Origin of the sequence: Qipengyuania aquimaris, assembly GCF_009827445.1 — a bacterium.
In the GTDB taxonomy this organism is placed as follows: domain Bacteria; phylum Pseudomonadota; class Alphaproteobacteria; order Sphingomonadales; family Sphingomonadaceae; genus Qipengyuania; species Qipengyuania aquimaris.
Genome location: NZ_WTYI01000001.1, coordinates 190,402 through 211,893 on the forward strand (window position 1 = coordinate 190,402; position 21,492 = coordinate 211,893).

General features: G+C 62.5%; 17 protein-coding genes. 12 read left to right on the forward strand and 5 right to left on the reverse strand.

The genetic code is table 11. The features are described 5' to 3' along the window. Positions 1-8 precede the first annotated feature (8 nt). Genes GRI34_RS00835 through GRI34_RS00845 form a run of 3 tightly spaced genes read right to left on the reverse strand, consistent with a single transcriptional unit; the run spans position 9 to position 5,013 of the window. Positions 9-1,376, reverse strand: a complete 1,368-nt coding sequence (locus GRI34_RS00835; RefSeq protein ID WP_160594321.1) for a cation:proton antiporter — start codon at positions 1,374-1,376, stop codon at positions 9-11. Between the two features lie 6 nt (positions 1,377-1,382). Further along, positions 1,383-2,924, reverse strand: a complete 1,542-nt coding sequence (locus GRI34_RS00840) for an amidase (RefSeq protein ID WP_160594322.1) — start codon at positions 2,922-2,924, stop codon at positions 1,383-1,385. Between the two features lie 40 nt (positions 2,925-2,964). Beyond that, on the reverse strand, positions 2,965-5,013 hold the full coding sequence (locus GRI34_RS00845; protein WP_160594323.1) for a TonB-dependent receptor plug domain-containing protein: 2,049 nt from the start codon (positions 5,011-5,013) through the stop codon (positions 2,965-2,967). A gap of 258 nt (positions 5,014-5,271) precedes the next feature. Here GRI34_RS00845 and GRI34_RS00850 point away from each other — a divergent pair, with 258 nt between their 5' ends. From GRI34_RS00850 to GRI34_RS00860, 3 genes are all read left to right on the forward strand, one after another. Next, positions 5,272-5,985, forward strand: coding sequence for an ATP-dependent Clp protease proteolytic subunit (locus GRI34_RS00850; protein ID WP_090478160.1), 714 nt, complete (start codon positions 5,272-5,274; stop codon positions 5,983-5,985). A 190-nt stretch (positions 5,986-6,175) separates the two neighbouring features. After that, positions 6,176-7,441: an ATP-dependent Clp protease ATP-binding subunit ClpX gene (gene clpX, locus GRI34_RS00855; protein WP_090478163.1), complete on the forward strand. Its 1,266-nt coding sequence runs from the start codon at positions 6,176-6,178 to the stop codon at positions 7,439-7,441. Positions 7,442-7,588: 147 nt separating this feature from the next. Continuing rightward, positions 7,589-8,263, forward strand: coding sequence for a response regulator transcription factor (locus GRI34_RS00860; protein WP_325065164.1), 675 nt, complete (start codon positions 7,589-7,591; stop codon positions 8,261-8,263). 76 nt (positions 8,264-8,339) lie between these two features. On the opposite strand, the gene GRI34_RS00865 is transcribed toward GRI34_RS00860, so the two are convergent. Beyond that, positions 8,340-11,093, reverse strand: a complete 2,754-nt coding sequence (locus GRI34_RS00865) for a TonB-dependent receptor domain-containing protein (protein WP_160594324.1) — start codon at positions 11,091-11,093, stop codon at positions 8,340-8,342. A 108-nt stretch (positions 11,094-11,201) separates the two neighbouring features. Further along, positions 11,202-12,770, reverse strand: coding sequence for a hypothetical protein (locus tag GRI34_RS00870; RefSeq protein WP_160594325.1), 1,569 nt, complete (start codon positions 12,768-12,770; stop codon positions 11,202-11,204). Positions 12,771-13,035: 265 nt separating this feature from the next. Here GRI34_RS00870 and GRI34_RS00875 point away from each other — a divergent pair, with 265 nt between their 5' ends. The 9 genes from GRI34_RS00875 to virB11 all read left to right on the forward strand — a co-directional run bounded on the left by GRI34_RS00875 (position 13,036) and on the right by virB11 (position 21,334). Continuing rightward, positions 13,036-13,419, forward strand: coding sequence for a hypothetical protein (locus tag GRI34_RS00875; RefSeq protein ID WP_160594326.1), 384 nt, complete (start codon positions 13,036-13,038; stop codon positions 13,417-13,419). Between the two features lie 147 nt (positions 13,420-13,566). Next, positions 13,567-14,199 (forward strand): lytic transglycosylase domain-containing protein, encoded by a 633-nt coding sequence (locus GRI34_RS00880; protein ID WP_234028111.1) that lies wholly within the window; start codon positions 13,567-13,569, stop codon positions 14,197-14,199. A gap of 6 nt (positions 14,200-14,205) precedes the next feature. Then, positions 14,206-14,508, forward strand: coding sequence for a TrbC/VirB2 family protein (locus GRI34_RS00885; protein ID WP_160594327.1), 303 nt, complete (start codon positions 14,206-14,208; stop codon positions 14,506-14,508). 1 nt (position 14,509) lies between these two features. Next, on the forward strand, positions 14,510-14,794 hold the full coding sequence (locus tag GRI34_RS00890) for a type IV secretion system protein VirB3 (protein ID WP_090478181.1): 285 nt from the start codon (positions 14,510-14,512) through the stop codon (positions 14,792-14,794). After that, positions 14,784-17,219 (forward strand): VirB4 family type IV secretion/conjugal transfer ATPase, encoded by a 2,436-nt coding sequence (locus tag GRI34_RS00895; protein WP_160594328.1) that lies wholly within the window; start codon positions 14,784-14,786, stop codon positions 17,217-17,219. The genes GRI34_RS00890 and GRI34_RS00895 overlap by 11 nt, the downstream gene beginning before the upstream one ends. A 20-nt stretch (positions 17,220-17,239) precedes the next feature. Beyond that, positions 17,240-18,388: a type IV secretion system protein gene (locus GRI34_RS00900; RefSeq protein WP_234028112.1), complete on the forward strand. Its 1,149-nt coding sequence runs from the start codon at positions 17,240-17,242 to the stop codon at positions 18,386-18,388. Then, the gene (locus GRI34_RS00905; RefSeq protein ID WP_160594330.1) at positions 18,385-19,158 is read left to right on the forward strand and encodes a TrbG/VirB9 family P-type conjugative transfer protein; all 774 of its coding nucleotides are present in this window, start codon (positions 18,385-18,387) and stop codon (positions 19,156-19,158) included. The genes GRI34_RS00900 and GRI34_RS00905 overlap by 4 nt, the downstream gene beginning before the upstream one ends. Then, positions 19,158-20,291, forward strand: coding sequence for a TrbI/VirB10 family protein (locus tag GRI34_RS00910; RefSeq protein WP_160594331.1), 1,134 nt, complete (start codon positions 19,158-19,160; stop codon positions 20,289-20,291). Before GRI34_RS00905 ends, GRI34_RS00910 begins: the two co-directional genes overlap by 1 nt. A gap of 14 nt (positions 20,292-20,305) precedes the next feature. Further along, positions 20,306-21,334 carry a P-type DNA transfer ATPase VirB11 gene (gene virB11 / locus GRI34_RS00915; protein ID WP_160594332.1) on the forward strand — a complete coding sequence of 343 codons (1,029 nt, stop codon included), beginning with the start codon at positions 20,306-20,308 and terminating at the stop codon, positions 21,332-21,334. Positions 21,335-21,492 lie beyond the last annotated feature (158 nt).

A 21,492-nucleotide genomic window follows, 5' to 3' on the forward strand; every position in this document is an offset into this window, starting at 1 on the left:
CCTGAATATCATAGGGGCTTCTTCACCTTTTCCACCGAGAGCGGGGTGTCGTCGGGGCTAAGGCAGTCGATGTTGTCTTCCTGCCCTTCGTGAATGTGGGCCCGCTTGTTCTCCACGTGCCGGATCAGCGGACCGGCCAGCACGCCGTGTACGACGACCGAGACAAGGATAATAAAGCTCGCTGTCGCCCACAAAAGGTCCAACCCTTCGAAATCGGCGTGGTTCTGCCCGTAGGCGAGGTAATAAATCGACCCCATGCCGCGCACGCCCAGGAACGCGACGGCGAACTTCCCCACCAGCGGCAGGTCGCAATTCGCCTCGGCCAGAAGGCCTGCAAGCGGACGGATCACGAAGATCAACGCGAGGCCGACTAGGGCTGCAGGCCATGTCAGCGCATCCAGCACGCCGCTCGCCAGCATTGCACCGAAGCTGAAGAGCACGGCGACGAGCACGATCTGTTCGATCTGATCGATAAAGTGGTGGCTGAGCTTGTGATACCGGCTGCGATTTTCGCGCTGGCGGGCGGTCACAGCGCCAACGAAGACGGCAATGAAACCGTACCCTTCGACCATTTCCGCAAGCCCGTAGCCGAGGAGGAGGGTGCCGAGAACGATCAGGCCCTCGCTGGTCGAATATTTTGGGTGCTTGGCGACGTCCCCATCTTCTTCCACGTCTTCCATCTTGGCGTCAGCTTCGCGTTCGAACACGTACCAAGCACCGGCGCGCCCTACGATCCAGCCCATGGCAACGCCCGCGACAATCCGCCAGACCAGGTCCAGCGCAACCCATTCCAGGGTCCAGGCGCCCAGAGACGTCATCCCCACCGCCGCAATAGCGAGATAGGTAAAGGGAAATGCGAGGCCGTCGTTGAGGCCCGCCTCGACAGTCAGCGAAAAGCGCACGTCGTGTCGCTCGTTCTCGCCGGGAGGGCCCACTTGCACGCTGCGCGCGAGCACAGGGTCAGTCGGCGCCATCGCCGCGCCGAGAAGCAGGGCCGATGCAGGTGCGAGGCCCAGAGCCCACCAGCCAAGCAGCGATACGGCGAGGATGGTCAGTGGCATGGCGATGAGCAGGAGCGGCCAGATCTGCCTCCAGTTCTTCCAGTTCGCGGGCCTATCGATCGCGATGCCTGCAGCCATCAGTGATGCGATAACGATGAATTCGGTCACATACTCCAACGCCACGGCATCGAAGCCGTCGACGGTCGGATTGATATGCGGCAAGCCCAGAGGCAGCGAGAATAGGAGATAACCCGCTGCGACATAGACGATAGGCAGCGAGAGCCAGAACCGCGCCAGCCATTTTTCGAGCGATACAGCCAGGATGAGGCCGAGCCCGAAGATGACGAACATGAAAATGCGCGGATCAAATTCCATGTCTTACTACTGCTCGGCGCTGCTATCGGGTTCCCACCTGCGGAAAGATGGCTCCGGTATCTGGGCGCTGCGGACGGCTTCGTATCCTGCGCCAAGCTGAAGCACCTCGAAGTCCCGCCACTTCGCGCCGTAGAAGCTGATGCCGACGGGAAGGCGTTCGATCGCTCCCATGGGTACGGTCAGGTGGGGGTAGCCGGCGATGGCCGCGGGGGATCCGAAGCCGATGCTTCCGTTGAAATTGTCCCCGTTCACGAGATCGCTCGTCCAGGAAGGACCGCGCGTGGGCGCGACGAGGAATTCAACGTCGTGCTGTGCCAGCAGCGCGTCCAGCGTCTCTTCCCCTGCGATCCTGACCGCATTCTCGCGCGCTTTTTCATAGGCTTCGCGGTCGGTCGTCGTCTCCGCCAACTCGAAGAGTCCCTGACCGAACCAGCGCATCTCCTCGCCCGCGTTGAACTTGTTGAAGGCGATCACTTCGGCGAGCGTGCGCGGCAAGTCTTCGCCCGGCAGGCTGGCGAGGTACTTGCCCATCTCTTCGCGCAATTCGAACATCAGCACGGTGAAGCTGTCTTCGTACATCTGCCCGTTCACATCGAATTCGATGTCGACCAGCACCGCACCAGCATTTTCCAGGTCGGACAGGGCCTGTTCGAAGACTTCGGCAACATCGGCGCGATTTCCGATCTGCTTGCGCATCACACCGATCCGCTTCCCGGCAAGCGAGAAATCCGTCAGCCCGTTGAAATAGTCAGCCCTGCGCGGCACGCCGACAGTGGCTTCATCGGCGGCGTCTTCGCCTGCGATAGCAGAAAGCAGGAGCGCGGCATCAGCAACCGTGCGGGTCATCGGCCCGGCAGTGTCCTGCGTGCTGGAAATCGGCACAACGTGTGTCCGGCTGACGAGGCCGACGCTCGGCTTGAAACCGACAATACCGTTGATGCTGGCCGGGCAGGTGATGGAGCCGTTCGTCTCCGTCCCGATCGCCGCCCAGGCAAGCCCGGCCGCCACCGCCGATCCGCTTCCGGAGGATGATCCGCAGCTATTGCGGTCGATGGCGTGCGGGTTGCGGGTCAGGCCGCCGACGGCGCTCCATCCGCTGGTCGAGGAATCGTCCCGGATATTGGCCCATTCGGACAGGTTCGTCTTGCCGAGCACCAGCCCGCCTGCGCGCCGCAAGTTCGCGATAAGCGGTGCGTCGCGTCCGGTCATGTTGTCGATCAGGGCAAGACTACCCGCTGTCGTGGGCCATTCGCGGGTTTCGATATTGTCTTTCACCAGCACGGTTCGCGCCGCAAGCAGGCTGGCCGCATTGATGGCCTGTGCTTCGTGGCCTGGATCGGGGTCGTAGGCGATGACGGCGTTGAGCGTCGGTCCGGCATCGTCGAGCGCGGCAATCCTCTGCGCATAAAGCCGCGCCGTCTCTGCCGCGTCGGGAGTACGCTCCGACACATCCATCTGCTCATTGGCAGGAGGCGTCGCGACCCCCTGTGCTGCGAGCGGGGTGGCAAATGCGAACAGCGCAGCGGCGCTAAGGAGGCGAGGCGTCATGACGCCTTCCTGCCACAGCCATCAGGCTTTGCAAATCGGGCTAGAAGTCCCCGCTGACCGAGAAGCGGAAGATCGGGCCGATCCGGCGGTCGACTTCCTCGCTGAAGAGCACGTCGCCATCGGGCCGCGGACCATCGAATACGGTGCGCGAGAAGTAATTTCGCGCGCCGAACGCGTTGCCGTAATTTGCCCGTACCGTCAGGCCGAAGACGTCCTTGTTCTCGATGAAGAAGTTCGCGAATGTCGGGCCTTCCCAGCCGCGTCCGATTTCGAACCTGCGCGAATAGCCCGCAGGATTGTTCGAGAACAGGCTTACGCCATAGGCCCAGTCACTGCGCGGCACGTCGTGTCGGAAATCGACGTCGATCATATCGATCAGGTCATAGGAAAACGGGCGATCCTCACCTGTGAAAGGGTCCGTCACGCTCATCCAGCGCTTCACCGCGTCGAAATCGATGCGCGCACCGGGTATCCCGATCGGGTCGAGATTGAGCGTGCCGGACAGCTCCAGGTGCAGGCGGTCGGCGCTGCCGATGTTTCCGCGCGCCTCTCCGCCATCCTCAAGCGGGAACCAGTCGATGAAATCCTCGAACCAGCCCTGGCGCGCTTCGAACTTTATCGATCCCCATTTGCCAAGGCCCTTGTTGACTTCGAGCTCGAGGTCCCAGCTCTGGTAGGGCACAAGCTCGTTATTCCCACCATTCTCGTTCTCGTCATTGAGCGAGACGCTGGCGAGGAAGTCGCCGAAAGATAGCTGGCTCACGCGGCGTGCCGCTGTGATCGAGATGTCGAGATCCTCTTCGGGTTTCCAGGTGAGGGCAAGAGAACCCTTGGGGCGCTTGAAGCTGCGTGAGTTCGCAGCTGCGCCGGTCTGTTCGATGGTCGAGAATTCGGCCGATGCGATCGCTTGCAGGGATAGAGTCGGGGACAGGCTCTTCGAATAGCTTAGCGACCCCTCGTAGCGATCCTCGCTTACACCGCCATTACCGCCTGGGAAGGGAATGGGTTCAAATTCGCCGCCCGGGCCGAGTGTGAACAGTGCAGAGACCCGGTCGAGGCGGTTGAATGCCGCTTCGCCGGATAGTTGCCAGTCCGCATCCCACATCGACCAGCCATATTCGAAGCGACCGATCCGTTCGCCTTCACCATTCGTCTGGTGATAGCGCGACCCGTCCGAAGGCGTGTCGTCGTCGAACGTATCGATCAGGTCGTTGGTGAAGTTATCGCGCTCGAAGCGCTCCAGCGCGATGAGCTTCAGGCGGCCGGGACCAAGCGGGAACTCGATGTCTCCGCCGATCTCATATTCCGGGCCATCCTCTTTGACGCGCACGTCGCGAAACCGCATCGGCCCGATAACCGGCGTGCCGGTTTCCGGCACATTGCGGAACAGGAAATCCTCCCCGTAGCTGAGATTGAGGTTGGCAGTGACATCCTCGCTGAAATTGTACGTGAAATTCGTCGACAGCTTGGGATTGTCGTAGCCGCCAGAGAACTTCGATACCTGCTCCTCGATCAGGGAGCCGTCCGGGCCGAACACGAGAGTGGGTCCGTCCGCGCCGAAACGATTGTTGTCGTTGGAAAGGGAGACGGTGTAATCCAGTCGACCGCTGCTTCCCGACAGCGAGATTTCGCCTCCGAACAGCTGGGCTTCGGTGTTGTAGGCACGAAAGCCCGTGTTCCAGCGAAACTGGCCCGACGGTCCCGTGCTTTCGTAAATGACATTGGCAACCAGGCCGGTAAGGCCGGGGATGTCGGTCGTGTTGCCGTCCACCAATTCGATCCGGATCACGTCATCGGCAGGGATACGGGCCAGCTGGTCGCGCAGACTGTCGGACTTGCTGGAAAAACGTTCTCCGTTGACAATAACGTTCTGGCTGGCCTGGCCCAGACCGCGTTGCCCGTTGTCATTACCGCCTGAGATGCTGAAGCCAGGAATGCGGCTGACCATGTCGAGCGCGTTGCGCGGGGCAAACTGGGTGAAGAAGGCAGGTTCGAACACGCGCGAACCGGTGTTCTGCGGGGCGGGCTCACTCGGCGGTGCGGCCGCATCGTCATCCGCTTCCTGGGCGATGGCAGGCGACGCCAGCATAGCAATCGCGGCGCAACTACACAGCGCTAAATATCTGTTCGACAAGGGTTTTGCTTTCCTCTCCATATCCCTCGTTTACAAACGTAGGCGATGGGCGGAATGCGGCATCGACAAAGGACTCGCTACGCCCGACGAACGGCATTTTCGTCCGACGAACGGCTTGCAGTGCGTGCTAGTGGTACGGGCCGTGGTTAAAACCCTTGAACATCGCGCTAGCTATCGCGACATAGACGCGAACCAATCGATACGAGGAATTTCATGATCAACCTGTTCGGCGACGATGCACACGGCACCCAAGGCCAGTTTACCCGCGATCCCGTGACGGGGGCGCTGGTGCCGACCGTTGTCGAACAATCGAGCCGCGGCGAGCGCGCTTTCGACATTTTCAGCCGCCTGCTGCGCGAACGCATCGTGTTCGTGACTGGCCAGGTCGAAGATACGATGGCTTCGCTGATCGTGGCGCAGTTGCTGTTCCTCGAAAGCGAAAACCCTTCCAAGCCGATCAGCATGTATATCAACTCGCCGGGCGGCGTGGTGACGGCTGGCATGGCGATCCATGACACCATGCAGTACATCAAGCCGCGCGTGTCGACGGTCTGCATCGGACAGGCCGCTTCCATGGGCAGCTTCCTGCTGGCCGCAGGCGAGCCGGGCATGCGTATTGCGCTGCCCAATGCCCGCGTCATGGTGCACCAGCCTTCGGGCGGCGCACGCGGCATGGCATCGGACATCGAGATCCAGGCACGCGAGATCCTGCGCATCCGCAAGCGGATGAACGATCTTTATGTGAAATACACCGGCCAGAGCCTGACCGACATCGAAAAGGCGATGGATCGCGACACCTTCCTCGAAGCCGACGAAGCCATGAAATTCGGCATTGTCGACAAGGTCTTCGAGGCGCGTCCGGAAAACGAAGGCGACGACGAGCCCACCAAGGACGAAGACAAGGGTTCGGGCGGCGCGCCTGAATAAATAGTGTTAATCGGCGCGGGATTTCCGTCCCGCCGCCGGACTGTTGCGAAATTGTCGTAGGAATTGAGCAACCTTGCCGCTTCAGCTTGTGGCAAGGGGATGGAATTACCTAGGATATTGACCCAATCCCGCACCGGCCTAGAGTCGGCGAATCCCAGTCTGTGGGCGGATCAGCGGGGCAGAGCAGGAAATGACCAAGTTGAGCGGAACCGATAGCAAATCCACGCTGTACTGCAGCTTCTGCGGAAAATCGCAGCACGAAGTTCGCAAGCTGATCGCGGGCCCGACCGTGTTCATCTGCGATGAATGCGTGGAATTGTGCAACGACATCATTCGCGAAGAAACCAAGGCCGGCATTTCGGGCAAGAAGGACGGCGACGTCCCGACCCCGTCGGAAATCTTCGCCACGTTGAACGATTACGTGATCGGCCAGGACCGCGCGAAGCGCGTCCTCTCGGTTGCCGTGCACAATCACTACAAGCGCCTGAAGCATGCCGGTAAGGCCGGCGATGTCGAACTGGCAAAGTCGAACATCCTGCTCGTCGGTCCTACCGGCTCGGGCAAGACGCTGCTGGCGCAGACGCTGGCGCGCACCTTCGACGTGCCCTTCACGATGGCCGATGCGACCACGCTGACCGAAGCCGGTTACGTGGGCGAGGATGTCGAGAACATCATTCTCAAGCTGCTCCAGTCTTCCGACTACAATGTCGAAAAGGCCCAGCACGGCATCGTCTACATCGACGAAATCGACAAGATCACCCGCAAGGCGGAAAATCCCTCCATCACCCGCGACGTTTCGGGTGAGGGCGTGCAGCAGGCGCTGCTCAAGCTGATGGAAGGCACGACCGCCAGCGTTCCGCCGCAGGGCGGTCGCAAGCATCCGCAGCAGGAATTTCTGCAGGTCGACACTACGAACATCCTGTTCATCTGTGGCGGTGCTTTCGCAGGCCTCGAAAAGATCATTGCCGACCGCCTGCAGAAGCGTTCGATCGGCTTCGGCGCGCATGTCGCCGATCCGGACAAACGCCGCGTGGGCGAACTGCTGGAAAAGGGCGAGCCCGAAGATCTGCTGAAGTTCGGCCTCATCCCCGAATTCGTCGGTCGTCTGCCCGTCATCGCGACGCTGCGCGACCTGGATGTCGATGCGCTGGTTACCATCCTGACCGAACCGAAGAACGCACTGGTCAAGCAGTACCAGAAGCTGTTCGAGCTCGAAGATGTCGAACTGACATTCCAGGAAGATGCGCTCAAGACGGTTGCCGAGAAGGCGATCAAGCGCAAGACGGGTGCCCGCGGCCTTCGTTCGATCGTGGAAGGCATCCTCCTCGACACGATGTTCGACCTGCCCGACATGGACGGCGTCACCGAGATCGTGATCGATGCCGATGTAGTCGAAGGCAAGAAGGACCCGATCCAGGTCCACGGCGGGAAAAAGAAGAAGGAAGAGGCAGCCTAAGCCTCTCTCCCATCTCGAGAAACATGACGGCGTCCGCTTCCAGACCGAAGCGGGCGCCGTTTTGTTACAGCCTGCGAAAACCGGTCATATGGCAGTCACATCCCGCCGCCATCACTCCTGAAATATTGGGGCTTAAGGACTTCGCGGGTGAGCGTAACCACTATCTTGATGACCGGCGATGACGGGGACGTCTTCGGCGATTTCGACCATGGCGATGTGCAATATGTTTTCGGGCGCCTGACGCCTGCCGGGCCGGGCCGGCTGATCGAGGGGCCGATCTGCGCCTTCATCGACTGGGTTCTGACGGACATGTCCGGCCTCGAAATGTGTCGCCGGCTGAGGGCAGATCCTCGCACGTCGTCGGCCCACATCACGATGATCCTCGAAAGCTGCGATGCGGAAGACAAGCGGCGCGCGCTGGCTGCCGGGGCGGATGATTATCTCGTTGGCCCGGTTGACCGCACCACGGTGCTCGATCGGGTGCTGGCCCTGGGAACAGGGCGCTCGGGAACTGCAGCGCTCAAGACTTTCACTCTGGGCGAGCTGGAGATCGACATGGATGCGCTTCAGGCCCGCTGGGCGGACAAGCCCATATCGCTACGCCCGAACGAATTCCGCCTGCTGCGATACTTCGCGGAAAATGCGGACCGTGTCCTTTCGCGCGACGACCTGATTGAGGGGCTCGGAAAGCAGGAACCGCCGATCGACGAAAGAACGGTGGACGTGTGGATAGGTCGCTTGCGCCGCGCCCTGCGCGCAGCCGGTGCGGGCGAACCCATCCGTACAGTCAGGTCGCTGGGCTACGTTTACGACAGCCACTGATCGGCGACCGGATAACAAGAAAAAGGGCCGCCTCTCATATCGAGAAGCGGCCCTTTTCCGTTGGGAGCTGGCAGTCCTAGAATTTGAGCGAGGCGCCGAGGCTGATGCTGCGGCCGACCTGATAGCTGTTCACGTCGATGCGTGTCTCGCCATTGGTCTGGAACTCTTCGTGATCGGTGCCCGTGAGGTTGCGCGCTTCAAACTTGAATTCAAGCTCGCTGCCGAGGAATTCGACGCCTTGGCGGGCCACGAAATCGAGCTGCAGTCCGGGCTCCTCAATGATGTCGGGCAGGGGGCCTGCACCACGGCTCGTCACACGTTCGCTGGCGTATTTCACCAGCACGGTGAACTGGCTGAGACGGTCGAGATCTTCGAGGCCCAGTTGCAGATTGACGATATGATCCGACTGCCCGGTCAGAGGCACGCCGTCGTCGAAGAAATTCGTCGCCGGCTGGTCTGCGAACGGGAAGACGGAAGCGATGTCATCATCGGCAACGGAGATTTCCGACTGCGTGTAGGTGTAGTTGGCAATCGCGACGAAGCGCTTGCTGTCGAACCATTCGCCCAGATCGTAGAGATCGTAATTCCACTGGAACTCGACCTCACCGCCGTAAAGCTGCGCCTTGGGGGCATTGGCGAAGCCCGAAATGATATCGTTGTCCGAGAAGCTGGTGAAGACCTCAATCGGGTTCTCGATATCCTTGTAGAAGCCAGCCGCACTAATGCGGCTGCCTGCGCCGAAGTAATATTCGAAACGCGCCTCGGCGTTGATCAGCTCGCTGTCGACCAGGCGAGGATTGCCGTTAAACTGGCGGTTCGTTTCCGGATCGAAATAAGTCTGGAAGATAAGCTCGCGGAACTGGGGCCGGGCGATCGTCTTGGATGCGCTGGCACGGAACTGCAGATCGTCGCTGATTTCCCAGGTCAGTGTGCCGCCCGGCAGCCAGTAGTCGTTCGACAGCGAGGTGCCGCTGGTGGAACCCAGCGGTTCGGCGAAAACCTCGACCGCTTGGACCGATTGCTCTGCATCCTCGTAACGCACGCCGATATCCAGTGCGACCACATCGAAGGGCGTGATCGCCAGCTTCGCGTAAGCCGCATGGATTTCGAGGTCGGCGGCGAATGCGGGGTCGCTCTGGGTCGTTTCGAAGATGTTGTATTCGAACGGTCCGATGCCGGCTGCTTCCTGCGCATCGCGATCGAAGCCGAGCGCGATCAGCGAATCGCCCAGCAGGTTGTCGGGGCGGAACGCGCCGAATGCATCGGGATAGGCGCTGGAGGCGCGGATATCGAACTCGCGGCGGGTCGAGAAACGGCTGGTATCGGTATAGGCATAGCCCACCGTCGCGCTCAGCCAGTCGGCGAAGAAATAGCCGACGTCGGCACCGCCGTAATAGAGGTCTTCCTTGAGATCGGAAAAGGCCACGATCGCGCCACCGCGCTGCGGGTCCAGCGTGTTGAGGAATATGCCGCCGAGCGGGTCGTTCTCGTTATTGGTGCGTACGTAGGTGAACTCGTACTCAAACGGGGCCTCGCGCTTGGTCTGGGCATAGCCCCCGCGCAGGTCGACCGACAGATCGCCGAACTTCAGTTCCGCCACGCCTTGCGTGTTGAAGAGCTGGCGTTCGAACCACGAGGTGTCCTGGATGATTTCCTCGTCATCGTCCTGGAAGTCGATCCCGCGTGCGAGCGAGGCGCGCTTGAGCGTGTCGTGGATGAACAGGTTGGTGAGGCGGAACTTGTGCTGTCCCACCTCCAGCCCGAAGCCGAGCATGGCGTTCGCCAGCATGCGGTTGTCGGTCACGAACTGGTCGAAGTCGGTATCGAGATCCAGAGCCTCGTTGGCCGCGGTCTGGCGCGTGATGAAGCGGTTGCGCCACTTGTTGCTGAGAGACGCCGTGGCAATCACGCCGAACTGGCCGTCCTCGAATACGTCGAACGCCGTACCGGCCGTGATGCCGCCGGAGAAATTGACCGGAAGATCGCCCTTCTGGAGAAGGATGAGGTTGGGATCGTTGAGCTCGCCAAGGATGCCCTGCAGGTCGACATCGTCGTCCCCGATACGCGCGCCGCTGTCGAAGAAGCCCTGCAGCGCGTCGTAATTGGAAACCTTGCGGCGACCGTTATCGAAACCGGTACAGTCGTAGTCGCTGCCGTAGTATGTGTAGCCTGGGCCGAAGGTTGTCTCGCTATCGCCGCTGATCGAAGCGGACACGGTGACGAAGCTTTCGGTCGGGATGGCGCGAGTGGTCAGGTTGATCACGCCGCCGCCGAATTCGCCAGGGAAGTTGGCCGAATAGGTCTTCTGGACGAGGCTGGATGCGACAACGCTGGTCGGGAAGATGTCGAGCGGCACCACGCGGCTGAGCGGCTGGGGCGAGGGCAGAGGCAGGCCGTTGAGCAGGGCGAGCGAGTATCGGTCACCGAGACCGCGGACATAGACTAGCCCGTTGCCTTGGGTCGAGAGGCCGGTCACGCGGCCGAGCGCGCCCGCGATATCACCCTCGCCGGTGCGGGCGATGCTTTCGGTATCGAGAACCGTGATGACCTGGCTGGACGATCGGGTCACGTCGCGCTGGCGGCGACCCGTGACGATGATCGAACCGCCGGGGACGGAAATGTCGGGCTGGGCCTGCTCTTCGACATCGGCGATGTCGTCGGGAACGGTATCGTTCGCGTCCACGATATCGTCGGTCAGCTCCTCATCCGGCACCTCTGCTTCTGTCGGTGGCGGGCCTTCGGCGCCCGTGCTCTGCGCCAGAGCGGCTGCCGGAAAGGTGAGGGCGGTTGAAAGCAGGAGCAGCCCTGCCAGCTGCTTGCCAGTGGACATTTGATGACCCCCTTAAAAAACTAGGTCGAAACTGGAGAGGCCTGGGCCTCGAAAGATGTGAGGGCGGGGGCAGCGCATGAATGCGCCGCCCCCGCCCTGATTGTGCGATCAGTTGTAAACCGGCAGGCTGTCGCAGCCAGACACGGCGTTATCGAACGTCACCGTCGCCGAGTTGCAGGTCCAGCCGTTCACCCAGGTGTCGTTGCCCGGGAAGGCCGCGCCGATGTTGCTCGGCAGCTCGAAGAAGCTCGACCATGCGGTCACATCGAAGACCGGCACGGCGTTTTCGTTCGAACCATTCACGAACAGCATCGAAAGCGTGTTGATGAAGGCCGAATTGTTGTTGCTGCCAGCGTCGAAGACGGCGGCGATTTCGGCGTCGGTCGCGCCCGAGCTGTCACGGAACGGGTCCGAGCAGTCGAGGACCAGCGAGTCGAAAGCGAGCGGACCGGCTTCGTCAGCGCCCGTGGTGCGAGTCAGCTCTTCCTGGCCATCGATGCGCAGGCAGGGTGTGTCGTTGGCCGAAACCACGACCGAGTTGGCGATGCGGTAGTCCGCAAAGCCGCGGATGCGGATGACCTGATCGTCGGCCTTCTGGTGAACGAAGGTCGCGTTCGAGATGCGCGTGTCCTGACGCGGTGTCGAGTCGTTGAAGGCGTTGTCCGAGTCGGCTTCGATGATCGTGTCGCCGGCGCCCGGGCGCTGGATCGCAATCACATATTGCAGGTTTGCCTTCACACCGGTGTCGGTATCGATGCTGTCGTCTTCCGCGCCAACCACGATCATGTTCTTCACATTCACGCGTCCGCCGAAGAATTCGACGCCGTCATCCGAGCTGTTGTAGCTCATTATGTTTTCCAGCGTCGTGCCCGAACCGATGCCGCCAGTGGTCAGCGACTGAAGTTCGTTGTCGCCCGAAAGGACGAAGCCCGAATAGCGGATCTGGACGAACTTCATACTGCCCGAGCTGTCGCCCGGGGTCGCACCGCCGAAGATGGCCGGATCGGCTGCACCTTCGACCTGGCGTTCGCAGTTGACGCTGCCCGGCGTTGCGCCCGAAGCGATACAATCGGTGACCGGAGCGCGGCCCGAAAGGACGACGCCGCCCCACTGGCCCGACGAGTTCGCACCATTGATGCCGATGACGTTGTCGCGGCTGGTGAAGATGATCGGGCGGGTGGCCGTGCCGTCCGCCTGAATGGTGTTGCCGCGGTTGACGTTCAGGAAGCTCGAACCCGAAGCATAGATGATCACGCCCGGCTCGATGGTCAGCTCCACTTCGGTATCCGAAAGACCGTCGCTCGCGTCGGGAGCGGGGCCGCCGTCGGTGCCCACGTCGACGCGGCCGTTCATGCGATAGAGCAGGCCTTCGATATAGGGCAGGGTGATGCTGGCGTTGATGCGCGAGGGCAGCGTGCAGACGCGGTATTCGCCGGTCGGGCCCGTGATCGTGCCGTCATCGGTGAGGCCCTGCGGGTCGCTGATCGTGGGGCAGCCGTTTGCCGGCGTCACGGTCGAGGGCGGCGGTGTCGGGGTCGGGGTGGGAGCAGGCGTTGCCGGCGGATTGTTGATCGTGATGTTGCCGCCGGTGCCGGGCGAAACGATTTCGTCGGCGCCGCATGCGGACAGGGCGATGGCAGAGCAGCCCAGGACGAGCGAGCGATGGATATTGGTCACGGGTACGGTCCCCTCAAAAACCGGATGAGTCGGATGAATTTCGAATTGCGAATTCGTGATCGCGACTCGCCAGCTAGGAGCGGCGTGTGACAGTTTGTGACGCTTCGTGACCGTTATGTTGCAGTTTCAACAGCTTTCACCGACGATCCATGAGATCGCGGCACATTTCGCCGGGCATTGCAGATTTGTGACAATGTTACGGTTTTATTGCAGTCGCTGAAATCTTCGCTCAAAAAGCCATTCAAGAAAGAGTGGGAGAGAAAAGATGTCCTTCGCCGTCGCAGCAGCGCTTCTGGTTATGGGTAGCGGGCCGATCGAAGTCGTTTCCAACGCCGAGCCGAGCTACAACATCGGGTATGAGGAGCTGGTGGCCGGGGATCCCGCCGGTGCTCTCGAGGTGCTCGAGGCGCAGTCGGGCGCCGATGCTCAGGATCCGGCGCGACTCATCAACCACGGGGTCGCTCTGGCGCGTCTTTGTCAGCACGAGGCCGCACGTGAACGCTTTCAGCAGGCCGCCCGGCTGGACGACCGTTATCGCCTGGAGACCGCAGATGGATCATGGGTCGACTCGCGTGTGCTCGCGCGTCGCGGCCTCGCGATGATCGATAAAGGACGCACCACCGGCTTCGCATCGCTGGCCAGCCGCTAAGCCGACAGAACACCACCGAGACGCCCGCTTTCCTTTACGGAGAGCGGGCTTTTTCATTGGGGAAAGAGTTTTCCCCAGGCATTCAGCTTCTTGTCACCCTCGTGTCATGTAAGGTCTTCAGAGGGGCCGCACGGAGGGTGTTCGACGATGATTCGTACACGATGGGTGCTCCACGCGATTTGCGTAGGCGGAGCATTCGCCGCTTTCCCGGTGAAGGCGGATGTCATGGAGATCGATGCTGACGGAGCGCGCTGGATAGCCGGCGACCGCGCCGCCACCGAAACTGCGCCCGACCAGTTCATCTTCCCGGCCGATGGCAATGAGCCGGTTCCCGAAGGGCTTGCCATCCCAGATCATGTCATCGCCGACCCCGCTGCGCATTCGGCAGGCGTGCCGGAAATCTACCGCGCCAAGATTGCCGAGCTTTCGCAGCGCTTCGACCTGTCGCAATCGCTCCTCGAAGCAATGGTCTGGCAGGAAAGCCGCTGGCGGCACGACGCCGTTTCGCCTGCGGGCGCGCAGGGCCTCGCCCAGCTGATGCCCGCGACCGCGCGCGAACTGGGCGTGGATCCGCGCGATCCTTTCGCCAATCTCGAAGGCGGGGCGCGTTACCTGAGAGCGCAGCTCGATCGCTTCGACGGCGATTTGGAAAAAGCTCTCGCTGCTTACAACGCCGGTCCGGGGCGCGTGGAGCGTGCAGGCGGCGTACCGCGCATTCGCGAAACACAACTTTACGTGGCCTCGATCATGGGCCGCCTTGCAGATCATTCACGGGAGTAATCCGACTTGAAATCGCTTGTCACCCGCTCGGCCGCACTGGCCATGTTGCTCTGGCCCAGCGCCGCTTTCGCGCAGGGCGCAGACCCCGCAGGCTCGGGCCCGATCGTCAATGCGCTGTCGTGGCTGCAGGGCACCTTGCTCGGCAATGTCGCAACCGCCGTGGCCGTCATGGCTGTCGCTGCCGTTGGCTTCATGATGCTGACCGGTCGCCTCAACTGGCGCTTTGGCGCAACCGTGATCATCGGCGTGTTCATCCTGTTCGGCGCGGCCTCGATCGTTGCCGGTATCCAGGGCGTGGCGGCAGGCTGACATGACTGCGCTCGTCCGCCACCCCGTTCATAAGGCGCTCACCCGGCCGCAGATGTTTGCCGGCGTGACGTTCAATTACTTCATCATCAACGGGGTGGTGACGACTGAGATATTCCTCATCACGGGCAGCTTCTGGGCGCTTTTCGCCGCGCTCGTCATGCATGGCGTGGGCTATTTCGCCTGCCTGCGCGAACCGCGGATTTTCGATCTCTGGATGACCAAGGTCAGCAAATGCCCGCGTGTGAAGAATTACAAGCGCTGGGGGTGCAACAGCTATGCCGCGTGACCGCAAATGGATCGGGCCCGCTTCGTGGAGTGCGCGGGAAGCTAGGGCTGGCGACCGCCTGCCCTATTCGCGTATGGTGGACGAAAATACCGTCCTGCTGCGCGACGGCAGCGTGATGACCGCAATCCAGGTCCCCGGACTACTGTTCGAGACCGAGGATAGTGAGGCATTGAACGCCCATGCCGCCACGCGCGAGGTGGTGCTGCGCTCTACGCTCGACGCGCGCTTCGTGCTTTATCATCACGTTATCCGGCGCCGCGTTTCGATCGACCTCGAAGCGGAATTTCCCGATCCCATCAGCCGCCATATCGATGCGCGCTGGAAAGAGCGGCTCGGCTCGGGCCAATTGTTCGTCAACGACCAGTTTATCACGCTGATCCGCCGTCCAGCACGCGGGAAGGCTGGCTGGGCCGAAAAGGTGTCCAAGCGCCTCAAAGGCCGCAAGGAGCGGCTGGAAGCCGATCCCAAGGACCTGCGCAGCCTGCGCGCGGCAGCACAGGGGCTTATCGCTTCGCTGCAGGCCTATGGTGCGGTGCCGCTGGGAGATTACTTGGGCGCACAGGGCAATACCAATTCCGAAATGCTGGAGCTGCTTTCCGCGCTCTACAACGGCGAGATGCGCCCGGTGCGCAAGCCTGCGGACGACGTCGATGTCGGCCACATGCTGCCCTATCGCCGTGTCAGCTTCGGTCTTGACGCGATGGAGTTGCGCGGATCCGGCTCGCCCGACTTCGCAGCCATCCTGGGCCTCAAGGATTATCCCGAGGCGACCAGCCCGGGCCTTCTCGACGGCCTGCTGCGCCTCCCGTTCGAGATGGTCGTGTGCGAAAGCTATGCCCCGGCCGAACGCCAGACCGCGCGCGAACGGATGGACCTGTCTATCCGGCGCCTGAAATCGGCCGATGAAGAAGCCATGGCCGAACGGGCCGACATGATGGCGGCACGCGATGCGCTGGGGAATGGGGCCGTGGGCTTCGGCGACCATCACCTCACCGTAATGGTGAAAGAGCGCGATCTCGCCCGCCTCGATGATGCAACGGCGGCCTGCAGTGCGGCGCTTGCCGATACCGGCGCGATTTCGGTGCGCGAGGATACGAACCTCGAACCCGCTTTCTGGGGCCAGTTCCCTGGTAACGAGGGCTATCTCGTGCGGCGCGCGCTTATCTCCAGCGCAAACATGGCGAGCTTCGGTTCGCTGCACGGCTTTGCGCTCGGCCAGGCGAAGGGCAACCACTGGGGCGATGCAGTCACTTTGCTGGAAACCACCAGCGCGACGCCATTCTTCTTCAATTTCCACCACGGCGACCTCGGCAATTTCTCGGTTATCGGGCCGAGCGGTTCGGGCAAGACCGTAGTCATGAACTTCCTCGCCGCGCAGGCGCAGAAGTTCAAACCGCGTACCGTCCTGTTCGACAAGGACCGCGGCGCGGAGCTTTTCGTGCGCGGGATCGGCGGGCGTTACGACAGCATTCGCGCGGGCGAGCCGACCGGTTTCAACCCGCTGGGCCTGTCCGATACCCCGACGAACAAGGCATTCCTGCGTGACTGGCTTGGCGTCCTGCTGAACGCGAACGGGCCGGAAGAAGAGGCGACGATCGCCCATGCGGTCGATGCAGCCTATGCCAACGACGCCTCGCTGCGCCGCCTGCGGCACTTCAAGGAGCTATTGTCCGGCAGCAAGCGCCCGCAGCCGGGCGATCTGGCAGACCGCCTGTCGGCCTGGATCGGCGAGGGCGAGAAGGCCTGGCTGTTCGACAATGCGGAAGACCGGCTGGACCTGTCCGCCCGGGTACTCGGTTTCGACATGACGGCGCTGCTGGAAAACCCCGCGCTGCGCACGCCGACGATGATGTACCTCTTCCACCGGATCGAGGAGCGGCTGGACGGCAGCCCCACGATGATCCTGATCGACGAGGGCTGGAAGGCGCTGGACGACGAGGTCTTCGCTGCGCGCATCCGCGACTGGCTCAAAACGCTGCGCAAGCGCAATGCGCTGGTCGGATTCGCGACGCAGTCCGCGCGCGATGCGCTGGAAAGCCGCATCTCGACCGCACTTGTCGAACAGACCGCCACCATGGTTTTCATGCCCAACAGTCGCGCCCGGGCCGAAGATTATTGCGATGGCTTCGGCCTCACCAGCCACGAATTGGCCCTGATCCGCAGCCTGCCTGCCCACAGCCGCTGCTTCCTCGTGCGCCAGCCCGACGCAAGCGTGGTGGTCCGCCTCGACCTGTCCGGCGCCCCTGAAGTGCTCACGCTGCTGTCGGGCCGCGAAAGTTCGGTTCGCCGCCTCGACCTGCTTCGCGAAGCAATGGGCGATGCGCCCGCCGACTGGTTCCCCGCTCTGACCGGCTCGGCATGGCCGGGCGGTGCGCAGGACAGCGCCCATAATGACGACATTCAGCTGGGACTTGCAGCAGAATGACAAGCGCAGCCTGCCAGCAAATGACGGACCAGGTCGGCAACGGCGTCGCCGCCGCCCTGCGCGGTGTCGACTGCATGGCAGGCGAAGCTTCGGCCATGGCGTTCGGCCGCCTGTTTGCGCCGGGTGGGGCCCTTGGCACCACGCTGACGATCCTGCTGACGCTTTACATTGCGATCTTCGGCTTCCTCCTCCTGACGGGCAGGGCCAATATCGGAGTGCGCTCGCTTGTCCCGCGCATGATGACGCTCGGCTTGGTACTTACCTTCGCGACCAGCTGGGTCGCCTATCAGAGCGTGGTCTGGAGCCTGGCAGTGGGAACGCCCGATTACCTCGCAGGCGTTCTTACCGGCACGCAAGGATCGGCCACAGATACCTTCGCCCAGAAAATCGACGTGGTCTTCATCGCCATCCAGGAAGCGAGCGGCAGCAACACCGATTTCTCCGCATTCTCGCCGCAAGGATTGATGTGGCTAGGCGCGATGCTGTTCATGCTCGGCACGGTCGGCCTTCTGGTCACGACCAAGATCGCACTTGGCATCCTTGTCGCAATCGGTCCGGTATTCGTAGTGCTGGCGCTATTCAACGGCACGCGCGGGCTGTTCGTCGGCTGGCTCAAGGGCCTGGTGATGTGCGCCCTGGCACCGCTGTTCGCGGTGCTGGGCGGGTCCATCATGCTCGAACTGTCGGTCCCGATCCTCTCGTCGATCACCGCCACACCCGGCACCGTCCCGGCGCAAGCGGGCATGGCCCTCTTCATGATCGGAGCGGTGCACGTCGCACTGATGGTGCTGGTCCTGAAGGTCGCAGGAGCCGTGGTATCCGGCTGGACCGTTTTCGGCCTCGCGTCGGGCAAGTCCGAACGCGATGAGCAAACTGCAGCCGCTCCCGCTGCGGTCGCGCAGCCGCATCTCATCGCTGCGCAGGCCGCCACGCAGGCGAGCGAACACGCGCGCCGGATCGATATTTCGGCAACTGCCACCGCGCCTGCCGCAAACGACGCTTCGGGCGCAGCCGGCAGCGTGCGCAACACCAAGGTCTATGCGACCGCTTCAGCTAACACTCAGGCCGGGCCCGATAAGGCGGGACCCAGCCGGACCATGGGGATCGGCAGCCGGTTCAAGTCCGCGCCGACCCGCGGTCCAGCCCCTTCAATGGAGAAACCGTCATGAAACGCGCAGTCCTGACCGCGCTCGTCCTTGCACTGTTTGCGACACCGGCACTGGCGGACGCGCGGCTGAAGCAGGTCATGTACGACGAATATTCGGTCCTCACAGTGCCAGGGCGCGTCAACGTCCAGGCCAGCATCGTGTTCGGCGACGACGAGACTATCGAGAACGTGGCAATCGGCAATTCGGCAACCTGGCAGGTAACGCCGAACAAGCGCGCCAACATCCTGTTCGTCAAACCGCTGGAGCCGCGCGCCGCGACCAATCTGACCGTCGTCACCAGTAAGCGGACGTATCTGTTCGACCTCGTGGCATCTCCGACGGCCAAGCCTCTCTATGTTCTGCGCTTCGACTATCCGGTTGAGCCGGAAGACGAAGTTGCCGACACGCAGCTGGCCGAAGCCGATGCGGCTACGAGTGAGGGTGAAGTTCCTGCGCAGACATTCGATCCGGCCGACATCAATCTCGCCTGGAGCGGCGAGGGCGAAGCATCGCTTCTGCCCGACAGCGCTTTCGACGACGGACAGACCACCTATCTGAAGTGGCCTGCCGGGCGCGACGTGCCTGCTATCCTCGTCACCAACAGCAAAGGCGAGGAGGGGCCGGTGAACTACACCGTCAATGGCAACACGATCGCCATCGACGGCGTACCGCGTGCGATCATCCTGCGCACCGGTGAACGCACTGCGACGCTGGTGAATACTGGACCAGAACGTGCCTCTACCACCCAGCAGCGCGGCGATGCCGTGCTTGCCCAAAGGGAGACGAAGTGATGCGTCTTGCTATGCGCCTGCCCGAAAAGAAGCCCGGCGACAGCAACGCGGCAAATGATTTCGATCCGCGCGATGAAACCGATGCGGAAGTTATCGACCTTGCCCAGCGCAACGCCTTTCCCGCCGTGGCCCGACCGGGCGGAAAGTCCGACGCGCTCGGCATGGTCGCAGGGATCGCGATCGTCGCGGGCCTGGGTGCCGTCACCTTGTGGAGCATGAGCGCGGCGCGGATGCCCGAACCGCAGGGCATCGGCGGGCAGCAGGCGCCGCAGCCTGCAGTGGCGCCGACGCAGGTCGCTCCGGCCCCGGCAGCGGTGGTCGCTCCGCCGACGCCGAGCCAGCAGGCTGCGATGGCCGATCCCGCACCTGCACCGGTCCTTGCTGCAGCGCCTCAGACGATGCCCGGACCCAACCCCTACAGTAATCCGACCGTCGTTTTCGACGCGGGCAGTCCCGTCATAACCGGGCCTGCTGCCGCAATCGCTGCAGAAGCAGCCAGCGGCGCGGCAACGGCCAGCGGCAATTCCGCCAACGACTTCGCCAGCCGCGTAGGCGGTGTCGGCGGTGCTCCTGCGCAAGCCAAGGCGATGACCAATCCTTCGACGACCGTCACGCAAGGCACGCTGATCCCCGCTATCCTGGAAACCGCCATCGACACCAATGTCCCCGGTTTCGTGCGTGCTGTGGTCAGCCAGGACGTGCGCAGCTTCGATGGCAGCAAGGTGCTGGTCCCGCGTTCCAGCCGCCTGATCGGCCAATACCAGTCAGGGATGCAGAACGGCCAGAAACGCGCCTATGTCATCTGGACGCGCCTGATCCGGCCCGACGGAGCATCGGTGAACCTCGCCTCGCCCGCCATCGGTTTCGACGGCACGACCGGGCTCGAAGGCAAGGTCTCGGGCGCCGGTTTCTTCCAGCGCTTCGGGTCTGCCATGCTGCTTTCGGTGGTTGGCGGCCTCGGCACGCTTGCGACCGGCGGTGCAGGCGGCATCGTGCTTGGCGGCGCGAGCCAGTCGGCAGCTTCCACCGCCGCACATCAGGACGGCCAGCGCGGCCCCACGGTGCGCGTGAAGATGGGAGAACCTATTCGTATCTTCACCGCCCGCGATCTCGACTTCTCGAAAGTCAGCTGAGGCCTCGATCGATCATGGCCGCCGATATCCACCCAATCCTTGCCGATCCCGATACGGACGAAGCACCGGCAATCGACACTGCAGGCGAGCGGAGCGTTTATCTCGATGCCTATCTCAAGCCCTTCGCGGAGTGGCTTGAGCGCGACACGGTCACCGAGATCCTAGTCAATCGCCCAGGCGAGGTGTGGGTCGAAGATGCCGCTGCAGGCGGGATGCACAAGGTCGAGCGTCCCGATATCGACGACCGCCTGATCCAGCGCTTGGCGGAACAGGTGGCGCGAGTCAGCCACCAGGGCATCAACCGCGAGCACCCTTTGCTTGGCGCAACCTTGCCTGACGGCGCGCGTATCCAGTTCTGCGGTCCGCCCGCTGCGCGGAAGCATTGGGCCATGGCCATTCGCCGTCATCGCCGGCTCGATCTCCCGCTCGATGCGTATGATGCAGGGCCGCTTGCACCGCGTGAGGAAGGCCAGCTTCCCGATGCGCAGGCCGAGCCTATCGCATTCCTGCGCGAATCCGTGCGCCAGCGCCGAACAATCCTCGTTTCGGGTGGCACCAGCACGGGTAAGACTACCTTCCTCAATGCCATGCTCGGCGAAATTCCAAGCCGGGAACGCGTCGTCCTCGTCGAGGATACGCCGGAGCTCAAGCTGCCGGGCGCGAACGGCGTCGGTCTGGTCGCAGTTAAAGGAGAGCTGGGCGAGGCCAAGGTTACCGCCAACGAGCTATTGCAGGCCGCCCTGCGCCTGAGGCCCGACCGGATCGTGCTGGGCGAATTGCGCGGTGCGGAGAGCGTCAGCTTCCTGCGGGCCATCAACACGGGCCACCCGGGCAGCTTCTCGACCATCCATGCGAACAGCCTGCGCGGCGCTCTTGAACAATTGTCGCTGATGGTCATGCAGACGGGAATCGGCCTCACGCGGCAGGACACGATCGCCTACGCAGCAAGTGTTATCGACATGGTCGTACAGCTCGAACGAAGCCCGGATGGGCGGCGAGGCATCGCGCAAATCGCCAGAAGCGAGGATTTGCTCGAAGCGTGACATTTTGGCGTGGAGGTTCCGCAAGGCCCCCATGCCGTAACGTCAACTATGACGCGCCATCTTCTCGCAGTCGCAACATATCCATCGCAAACTGCTGTTGCAGCGCAACAATCGTGCGCTGAACCTTGCCTGAGCGCGAATTCGTGATAGCTTTTCCA